The 8,854-nt window shown below is 39.5% G+C and carries 7 protein-coding genes and 6 tRNA genes; 11 read left to right on the top strand and 2 right to left on the bottom strand.

Features of this window, described 5'->3' with window-relative positions; genetic code table 11:
- Position 1 precedes the first annotated feature (1 nt).
- From BLV55_RS04130 to BLV55_RS04105, 6 genes are all read left to right on the top strand, one after another.
- Positions 2-77: transfer RNA gene (locus BLV55_RS04130), tRNA-Val, on the top strand.
- Positions 78-81: 4 nt separating this feature from the next.
- Positions 82-158, top strand: a tRNA-Asp gene (locus BLV55_RS04125).
- A 63-nt stretch (positions 159-221) separates the two neighbouring features.
- Positions 222-297 (top strand) — tRNA-Thr (locus BLV55_RS04120).
- A gap of 6 nt (positions 298-303) precedes the next feature.
- Positions 304-388: transfer RNA gene (locus BLV55_RS04115), tRNA-Tyr, on the top strand.
- Between the two features lie 81 nt (positions 389-469).
- A tRNA-Leu gene (locus BLV55_RS04110) sits at positions 470-552 on the top strand.
- Positions 553-569: 17 nt separating this feature from the next.
- Positions 570-645: transfer RNA gene (locus tag BLV55_RS04105), tRNA-Phe, on the top strand.
- 39 nt (positions 646-684) lie between these two features.
- Here BLV55_RS04105 and BLV55_RS04100 read toward each other — a convergent pair.
- Together BLV55_RS04100 and BLV55_RS04095 are read right to left on the bottom strand one after the other, a co-directional pair.
- Positions 685-1,308, bottom strand: a complete 624-nt coding sequence (locus BLV55_RS04100) for a VanZ family protein (protein WP_093311446.1) — start codon at positions 1,306-1,308, stop codon at positions 685-687.
- A 138-nt stretch (positions 1,309-1,446) separates the two neighbouring features.
- Entirely contained in the window at positions 1,447-2,658 is a 1,212-nt protein-coding gene (locus BLV55_RS04095; RefSeq protein WP_093311444.1) for an argininosuccinate synthase, read from the bottom strand.
- A gap of 192 nt (positions 2,659-2,850) precedes the next feature.
- Between BLV55_RS04095 and cdaA the strand changes: the two genes are divergently transcribed.
- From cdaA to ptb, 5 genes are all read left to right on the top strand, one after another.
- The gene (cdaA, locus tag BLV55_RS04090) at positions 2,851-3,678 is read left to right on the top strand and encodes a diadenylate cyclase CdaA (RefSeq protein ID WP_093311441.1); all 828 of its coding nucleotides are present in this window, start codon (positions 2,851-2,853) and stop codon (positions 3,676-3,678) included.
- Entirely contained in the window at positions 3,671-4,900 is a 1,230-nt protein-coding gene (locus tag BLV55_RS04085; protein WP_176968248.1) for a CdaR family protein, read from the top strand. Before cdaA ends, BLV55_RS04085 begins: the two co-directional genes overlap by 8 nt.
- 15 nt (positions 4,901-4,915) lie before the next feature.
- Complete coding sequence (locus tag BLV55_RS04080) at positions 4,916-6,637, top strand: sigma-54 interaction domain-containing protein (RefSeq protein ID WP_278279992.1); 1,722 nt, start codon at positions 4,916-4,918, stop codon at positions 6,635-6,637.
- 213 nt (positions 6,638-6,850) lie between these two features.
- Positions 6,851-7,936, top strand: a complete 1,086-nt coding sequence (gene buk / locus BLV55_RS04075) for a butyrate kinase (protein WP_093311438.1) — start codon at positions 6,851-6,853, stop codon at positions 7,934-7,936.
- Positions 7,936-8,844, top strand: coding sequence for a phosphate butyryltransferase (gene ptb, locus BLV55_RS04070; RefSeq protein WP_093311435.1), 909 nt, complete (start codon positions 7,936-7,938; stop codon positions 8,842-8,844). Before buk ends, ptb begins: the two co-directional genes overlap by 1 nt.
- Positions 8,845-8,854: the final 10 nt, after the last annotated feature.

The raw sequence follows: 8,854 nt of genomic DNA, 5'->3' as shown, positions 1-8,854 counted from the left end.
AGGGCGCATAGCTCAGCTGGGAGAGCACCTGCCTTACAAGCAGGGGGTCACAGGTTCGAGCCCTGTTGCGCCCACCATTTAGGCCCGGTAGTTCAGTTGGTTAGAATGCCAGCCTGTCACGCTGGAGGTCGAGGGTTCGAGTCCCTTCCGGGTCGCCATATTATACTTGAAATTCAATAAATAATATGGTAGTATAGATAAGTGTCATAACTTAATAACATGCTGGTGTAGCTCAATTGGCAGAGCAGCTGATTTGTAATCAGCAGGTTGCGGGTTCGAGTCCCATCACCAGCTCCATGAAGTGGAGGGGTTCCCGAGTGGCCAAAGGGGGCAGACTGTAAATCTGTTGTCAACGACTTCGAAGGTTCGAATCCTTCTCCCTCCACCATTTTTATGCCTTTTTTTAGTGGTAAGTAAGGTGACGAGAAACAATAACCAGTTATAGTAGACCTTTAGTGTCTATGACCATGCGGGTGTGGCGGAATTGGCAGACGCACTAGACTTAGGATCTAGCGGGCGACCGTGGGGGTTCAAGTCCCTCCACCCGCACCATACATACTCATCGATATGCCCAGATAGCTCAGTCGGTAGAGCAGAGGACTGAAAATCCTCGTGTCCGTGGTTCGATTCCGCGTCTGGGCACCATTAGGTCGGCTTTTTGCAGAGGTTGCGAAGGGTCGATTTTTATTTTTGTTTTTTGAACTTTCCAGTTAGTTCTGGATGTTTGTTTACTTTAGGATACAATGATTTTTTCTTCATTTTTTTATGCTTTAAAAACCGATACCGTTCTCCACTCGTGATGATTAAGGCAAAAAGGATGAAAAGTATTCCAAGTGAAACACCGATCATATCAATAAAAACGTCTACAGCGCTTGCGACTCTTCCTGGTACAAAGGATTGTCTGAACTCATCTAAAACGGCTAAGACAAAACCTAAAAAAAAGGAAAGTATCATAGCAATACTGGCTTTAGAAATATATTGATAAAGAAGAATAAAAATAGCAATAGTAAGAAAGAAAAAGATGATTACATGTGCTAGTTTCCGAAGAAAAAACTCTATAAGAACTGGATTTTCACGAATGTAAGTCAAGAAGTCTCTCATAACAGCATCAATGTACGCTAACTCACCAAAATCTAAAGGTATTCGCTTGGCGATCCACTCAGACAGACTCTGGAAGATATAGTCAAAGCCTGTTGCAATATGAGTTAACTGCCTGAGGACTGGTAGTACTCTTAAACCAGGAATAGAGGAAGCAATATAAAGAAATCCGATAATACCAAGAACGAGAAACCAAGCTGTTTTGCGCATTAAAGATCACCACTTTCTTATAATTATCTGTTTAATCCGTAAATATCTGTGCATAAAGTATATATATCAGAAAAAACTCCGCTGCACAAGGCGGAGTTTTTTCTATTAATATAATAACCATTATAGGGAGCGGAAGTGCTATTTTTTATTTCTTTTCTCCTTCATGATAGCCCGGATTGTTAGTGGCAAAGCAAATAAGTTGATAAATCCTTCGGCATCTTTTTGATTATACACTTCATCTTCACCAAAAGTAGCAAATTCTTCGCTATACATAGAAAAAGGAGAAGAGGAGCCAGCGTTCGTACAGCTACCTTTATATAATTTTAATCGTACTTTCCCGGTAACTGGCTTTTGGGTAACGTCTACAAAAGCGTCCATGGCCTCTTTTAAGGGAGTGAACCATAGTCCGTCGTATACTAGTTGGGAATAACGCTCAGCTAAAGTTCGTTTGAAGCTTTGAGTCATACGATCTAAAGTCAGTTTTTCCAGTATTTTATGTGCTTCATACATTAATGTTCCACCAGGAGTTTCGTATATACCTCGAGACTTCATTCCAACCAATCGATTCTCAACAATATCAATGACACCTATGCCGTTATCCCCAGCTAATTGATTTAATTTTTTCAGTAGAGATACTGGTGCAAGTTTTTCTCCATCAACAGCTACGGGGATACCCTCTTCAAAATCGATAACCACATAGGTAGCTTTATCAGGTGCATCTTCCGGGCGGATAGTCATTTTATAAATTTCAGATTCATGTTCATTCCATGGATCTTCTAAATTCCCGCCTTCATGGCTTAAGTGCCATATATTTTGATCACGACTATAAATATCTTTCTTTGTTACAGGTATTGGAATTCCATGTTTTTCGGCAAAATCGATACAATCTTCCCGGGATTTCATCTCCCATTCTCTCCAAGGTGCAATGATTTTCAAATGAGGATTTAATGCTTTTACAGCTGTTTCAAATCGCACCTGATCATTGCCCTTACCAGTACAGCCGTGGGCAATAGCTACGGCGCCTTCTTTTTCAGCTATTTCAACAAGAAGTTTACCCATTAAAGGTCGAGCGAAGGATGTTCCAAGTAAATATTCTCCTTCATACATGGCGCCTGCCTTCAAGGTTGGATAGACATAATCTGTTAGAAATTCTTCAGCAACATCAATGACATAAGATTTTATCGCACCTGTTTCCAAGGCTTTTTTATCGACGGATGATAAATCTTCATCCTGTCCGACATCAACACATACGGCGATAACATCATAGTCGTAATGAGTTTGCAACCATTTTAAGATGACGGATGTATCTAAACCGCCAGAATACGCTAACACTGCTTTTTCTTTGCTCATAAGATAACCTCCTAAAATAAAACTACTTGCATAAATAATACACTATAATGAATAAAAATACAACCCTAAGACGAAAAAATCTTAAATGAATCTACTAATATTAAGTGTAAAGACCCCATAGGCATATTAAGGCGAGAGTGGTATAATATATAAAATAAGTAAAAAAGCTTATACATAATCAGGGGTGTCGCTATGCAGGAAATATTAAATATATTAAGGAATATTGGAATATGGGATATGGTTGACATGGCAATTGTTGCCTTTGTCTTCTATAAATTATATATGCTCATTCGTGAAACAAGAGCCCAACAGCTGATAAAAGGCATATTGGTATTGCTAATTGCTACTCAGATGAGCGATTGGCTTCAGTTGCATGTCATTAACTGGATTTTAAGAAATACGATGACTGTAGGGCTTATTGCGCTCCTTATTGTTTTTCAGCCGGAGTTAAGAAGGGCATTGGAGTATATCGGCAGAACAAAGTTTTTGACCAAATCAATAGCTGATATCGAACATGAAGAAATAAATCGCTTGGTAGAAGAAGTGGGAGAAGCAACGGGTTCTTTATCCAGACAGAAGATAGGTGCTTTAATTGTTATCGAAAAAGATACCGGGTTAAATGAGGTTATTGAGACGGGAACCCCCATTGCGGGAGCCGTATCAAGAGCTTTACTGATCAATATTTTTATTCCGAATACGCCATTGCATGATGGTGCTGTGGTTATTAGAAAAAATAAAATCATGGCAGCCGGCTGTTTTCTGCCATTAACAGAAAACCCTACTATTAATAAAGAATTAGGGACACGTCATCGTGCCGGACTTGGTGTTACAGAAAAATCCGATGCCATTGTTGTGATTGTTTCAGAAGAAACAGGGGCGATTTCGATTGCTGAAAATGGTAAACTGACTCGTTTCTTAGATGTGGACACATTGAAAAAATATATTGATAACAGTTTTGAGATTAAAAGCAAACAGCAATGGAAGTTTTGGAAGTATAAGTGGAGGCGTAATGATGAGTAAATTTCTTAGTAAAAATTTAGCGGCAAAAATCATCTCGATTCTATTTGCACTTTTATTATGGATTTATGTAATGAGTGTAATCAATCCCAGAATAACAAGAGAAGAATTGAATATACCTGTAAAACTAGTCAATGAAAACATTATACGTCAATCAGGGTTAGTGGTATATGGCAATCCGGAACCCACCATCAGAGTTAGGCTTACAGGAAATAGGGATCAGGTACATCGCGTTACACGAAATAATATTGATGCAAAAGTTGATTTAAGAGGCTATGAAGAAGGGACTAACTCAATTCCAATAGAAGTTAGTGTGCCGGGCGGAGTAGAAGTAGAGTATAGTCCCCGTTATGTCACCGTAGAGCTGGAAAGAATTGTTGAGAAACAAATACCTGTGGGGTTAAATGTCGAAGGTACTCCTGCATCAGGTTTTGTAGTAGGAGAGACACAAATCAAACCGGAGGAAGTGTGGGTTGAAGGACCAGAAAGCTATATAAACTCTATCGAAGAAATCGTTGCACAACTTCAGCTGAGCAATGAAAACAATAATATTTCGAAAAGCCTTCCTTTACGCGCTATTAATAGTAGAGGGGAGGAAGTGGATCAGGTTGAAGTAAAGACGGGCTTTGTTGAGGTTAATGTAATGATTGATCAGATTAAGTCGGTACCGGTAGAAATAGATATGAATATTCAGGGAGCAGAAGGATATAGGATTGTGAGAGTTAACAGCGAACCAAGATCGGTAACGGTTAGAGGTCAATCGAATGTATTGGAGGGCATTAGCCGGTTAAAAACAGAGCTGGTGGAGCTAAGAGATCTTACGGAAAGCAAACAAGTGAGGGTGCCGATTCTTTTTCCTGACCAAGTAAGACCTCACAATGAGAGAGAGATACTGTTGGATATTGAGGTTAAAGCAATGCAAGAACATATACTAGAAATTGGCCGGGAAAATATACGCTACGAGAATAAAGATGCAGATCTCACTCTTGATGAAGGCTCTCTACCGGAGAAGGTTCATGTAAGGCTTACAGCTCTTGGCAATTCTCTGGAAAATCTTGATACACGAACGATAATGATATTTATCGATTTAGAAGGCCTAGAGGCTGGAGTGCACGAAGTCTTTCCAAGAGTGTGGTTACCAATGAATGTGGAAAATATTGCCACGGATGTTGTGATAGAGCCAGAGTCTTTTGAAATTCAATTGTTGGACCCTGAAACAGAATAAAGGTGGATTCTGATAATGATGACTAAAGAAATGGAAACAATTCTAGACTCTACAAATGATGGAATGATGATTATTGATAAAGGTGGCGTGGTTACATTGTTTAACCATGCCGCCGAAATAATGACAGGACTTTCTAAAGAGAAAGTAGTTGGAAAATACATTTCTGAAAACTTTCCGGAAACCCAGTTAGTTGACGTGATGGTTCTTGAAGAAATAACAGCGGACAACTTCTTGAAAATTGGTAATAAAGAAATAACTATCAGAAGGATGCCGATGCATAATGATCTTGGACAAGTGGTTGGTGCTGTAGCAATTTTTCGTGATATAAGTGACCTGACTAGTTTGAACGATCAAATTGATCGATTAAAAGAAATGCAAAGTCTTTTAGAAGGAATCTTGCATTCTACTCAAGATGCTATTTCGGTTTGTGATGAAAAAGGGATTCATGTGTTGATCAATCCTGCCTATACTAAATTAACCGGCTTATCAGAAAAAGATATTATTGGAAAACCGGTAACGGTTGATATTTCTGAAGGTCAAAGCGTACACTTGCAAGCTCTTAAGAAGCAAAAACCAGTAAGCAATACCAAGCTAAAAGTAGGAAAGCATCATAAAGAAATTATAGCAAGTGCGTCACCTATTATCGTAGATGGGGAGTTGCGCGGAAGCGTAGGGATTTTACAGGATTTAACCGAAATGAAAAAATTGAACCGGGAGTTAATGTTAGCCAGACAAATTATTAGGAAGCTAGAAGCTAAATACACCTTTGATGATATCATTGCGTCTGATCAACAAATGACAGATTGTATTGAAAAATCAAGACAAGCAGCAAAAACACCGGCAAATATCCTATTAAGGGGAGAAAGTGGTACGGGTAAAGAACTGTTTGCTCATGCCATACATAATTTGTCAGACAGAAGATATAAACAGTTTGTGCGGGTGAATTGTGCCGCTATTAACGAGTCTCTCCTGGAAAGCGAACTTTTTGGATACGAAGAAGGTGCCTTTACTGGTGCGCGCAAAGGCGGTAAAATAGGTTTGTTTCAGGAAGCACATAATGGGACTATCTTTCTTGATGAAATAGCAGAAATTCCTACCAGCACTCAGGTGAAGCTATTGAGAGTATTGCAGGAAGGAGAAGTAATGTCTGTCGGATCTACCAGATCTATCAATGTGGATGTAAGAGTAATAGCAGCGACTAATGTTCACCTTGAAAAAGCGGTAGAAGAAGGGCGTTTCAGAGAAGATCTTTACTACCGACTAAATGTAATACCCATCCGTATTCCTCCATTAAGAAACAGGATGAACGATATTTATCCTTTGATTCTTAGTTTTCTTAATAAGTACAATCAGGAATACGGTAGAAATGCAAAAGATCTGTCTCCGGAAGCTTTAAGGCATTTGAAACAATACCACTGGCCGGGGAATGTCAGAGAGCTTCAAAACTATATAGGAAGAGCGATGGTGAACATGAAGCTTCAAGATACATTGCTGGAAGCAAAGCATTTACCAAAATTCTTTGATAGCGAAACAGACTTTTCCAACAACTATGCGGCATCATTATCGGATAAAAAGATGAAGGTAGCAAGTCTTGACCAAGCATTGAAAGAAGCTGAAAAAAAGATTATAGAAGATACATTGGAAAGGCATGGAAATAATCGGACCAAAACAGCCGAAACCTTAAATATTTCTATTCGAAGTCTATATTATAAAATTAAAAAGTTAGGAATTGACTGAAGCCATGCAAGATATTGCGTGGCTTTCTGCATTTTATTGCATGCATTTTATTGCACTATCTCTATTGAGTTTTGTTTGTGAACCATGAATCCGGTAAAGAATGTGAGTATAGCAGAGAAGGTAAAGTTGTTTTTCGGAAAAAGATTAATGGCATGGTTATTGCTTAACATATAAGAGTAGTGTTAATCATATTTTGGGAGGTGAAGTGAATCCTTGAGTAAAGAATATGTATTGGTGATCAACCCGGGATCAACATCAACGAAAGTAGCCATTTTTAAGGAAGAAGGAATTGTTCACGAAAAAAAGCTAGAACACGCCGTTGATGAGTTGAAGCAGTTTGAAAAATTGGCTGATCAATACAGCTATCGTAAAGCCTTAATTGAAGACTGGATGAAAGAATGTAGTATTAAGGTAGGCTCTTTACGAGCTGTAGTAGGTCGAGGAGGTTTATTAAGGCCTATGCCAGGTGGTACCTATAGCGTTACAGATGCTATGATAAAAGATTTACAAACGGGATATCAAGGAGAACATGCTTCTAATTTAGGAGGAATCCTTGCAAAAGCAATTGCTGATGAAGCGGATGCCGAATCATATATTGTTGATCCGGTGGCTGTAGATGAATTTGAAAATCTTGCACGTCTTTCCGGTGTACCTGAGTTGGAGCGTAAATCTTTAGGGCATGCATTAAATATCAAAGCTGTTGCCAGGAGAGCGGCAGAGGAACGGCATAAATCCATTGACAATGCCAACTTTGTTGTGGCCCATCTTGGCGGTGGAATATCCGTTGCACCTCTTTTAAAGGGAAGAGCTGTAGACTATAACAATGCTAACGAAATGGGGCCCTTCTCACCTGAAAGAGCCGGAGGAGTGCCATCCGGTGATTTGATGCGCATGTGTTTCTCTGGGAAGTATAACCAAAAAGAAATTATGAATAAGCTTCGCGGTTATGGTGGTATGACGGCTTATCTTGGAACCAACGATGTAAGAGAAGTGGAAAAACAGATAGAAGATGGAAACCAGGATGCTAAACGGGTATATGAGGCAATGGCCTACCAGATTGCCAAAGAGATTGGCGCGATGGCCACCGTTCTAAAAGGAGAGATAGATGCCATTATTATTACAGGTGGCATGGCTTATTCAGAAAAACTAATCGCCGCCATTAAAGAATATATAGGCTTTATGGCTCCTGTGATGGTATATCCAGGAGAAGATGAGATGATTGCTTTGAATGAAGGAGCTTTGCGAGTGCTTCGTAGCGAAGAAAAAGCTAAAGTTTATGAGGAAGAGGTGGAATTATAATGATTAAATCCATGCAGGATCTAATGGACTTTGCTCGTGAAAGAGGACCTAAAACTGTTGCTGTTGCGTGTGCGCAGGATTTGGATGTCTTAAAGGCAGTTACAAGAGCAAAAGAGTCGAGGGTTGCGGACGCTATATTGGTGGGAGATCAGAATAAAATAGAAGCTCTTGCCAGTGAAAACAGTTTGGATCTCAGTAGCTTTGAAATAATAAACATAGTGGATATGATGGAGGCTTCTCTGAAAGCAGTGGAACTGGTTTCTAGTGGCAAAGCACACATGGTGATGAAAGGCCTTGTAGATACTTCTATTTTTCTAAAGGCTGTGCTTAACGCAGAAATTGGCCTTCGGACAGGTAATGTATTGAGCCATGTAGCTGTTTTTGATATTAAAGGTTTTGATCGATTGTTCTTAGTGACAGATGCCGCCATGAACATTGATCCAGACTTGGAAACCAAAAAGCAAATCATTGAAAATGCCGTGGTAGTAGCAAAGGCCCTTGATATTGAAGAGCCTAAAGTAGCTTCTATTTGTGCAAAAGAAAAAGCTAACCCTAAAATGCCAGATACGATGGATGCAGCTGCTTTAACAGAGATGAATGAAAAAGGAGAACTAACAGGTTGCCTTGTCGGTGGTCCTTTTGCTTTGGATAATGCAGTGTCAGAAGAAGCCGCACGGATTAAGGGGATAGAACATCCCGTTGCTGGAAAAGCAGATATCTTATTGGCGCCGGATATTGAAGGTGGAAACATTCTTTATAAAACCTTAGGATTTATGATGTTTGCCAGCAATGCAGCGGTTATTGTCGGAGCAAAAGCACCTATTGTGCTAACTTCCAGAGCAGATAGTGATGAATCAAAACTAAACTCCATCGCCCTAGGCGTTTTATGTGCAGCAAAACTATTTTAAAATGGAAAAA

Source organism: Tindallia californiensis, from assembly GCF_900107405.1.
Lineage (GTDB): Bacteria > Bacillota > Clostridia > Peptostreptococcales > Tindalliaceae > Tindallia > Tindallia californiensis.
The sequence above is the reverse complement of the archived record's forward strand: the minus strand, read 5'-3'. Positions and strand labels throughout refer to the sequence as shown.

Coding starts and splice junctions, on each gene's coding strand:
- ptb (WP_093311435.1), top strand. CDS start 7,936: ATGATTAAATCCATGCAGGATCTAATGGACTTTGCTCGTGAAAGAGGA.
- BLV55_RS04095 (WP_093311444.1), bottom strand. CDS start 2,658: ATGAGCAAAGAAAAAGCAGTGTTAGCGTATTCTGGCGGTTTAGATACA.
- BLV55_RS04080 (WP_278279992.1), top strand. CDS start 4,916: ATGATGACTAAAGAAATGGAAACAATTCTAGACTCTACAAATGATGGA.
- BLV55_RS04100 (WP_093311446.1), bottom strand. CDS start 1,308: ATGCGCAAAACAGCTTGGTTTCTCGTTCTTGGTATTATCGGATTTCTT.
- cdaA (WP_093311441.1), top strand. CDS start 2,851: ATGCAGGAAATATTAAATATATTAAGGAATATTGGAATATGGGATATG.
- BLV55_RS04085 (WP_176968248.1), top strand. CDS start 3,671: ATGAGTAAATTTCTTAGTAAAAATTTAGCGGCAAAAATCATCTCGATT.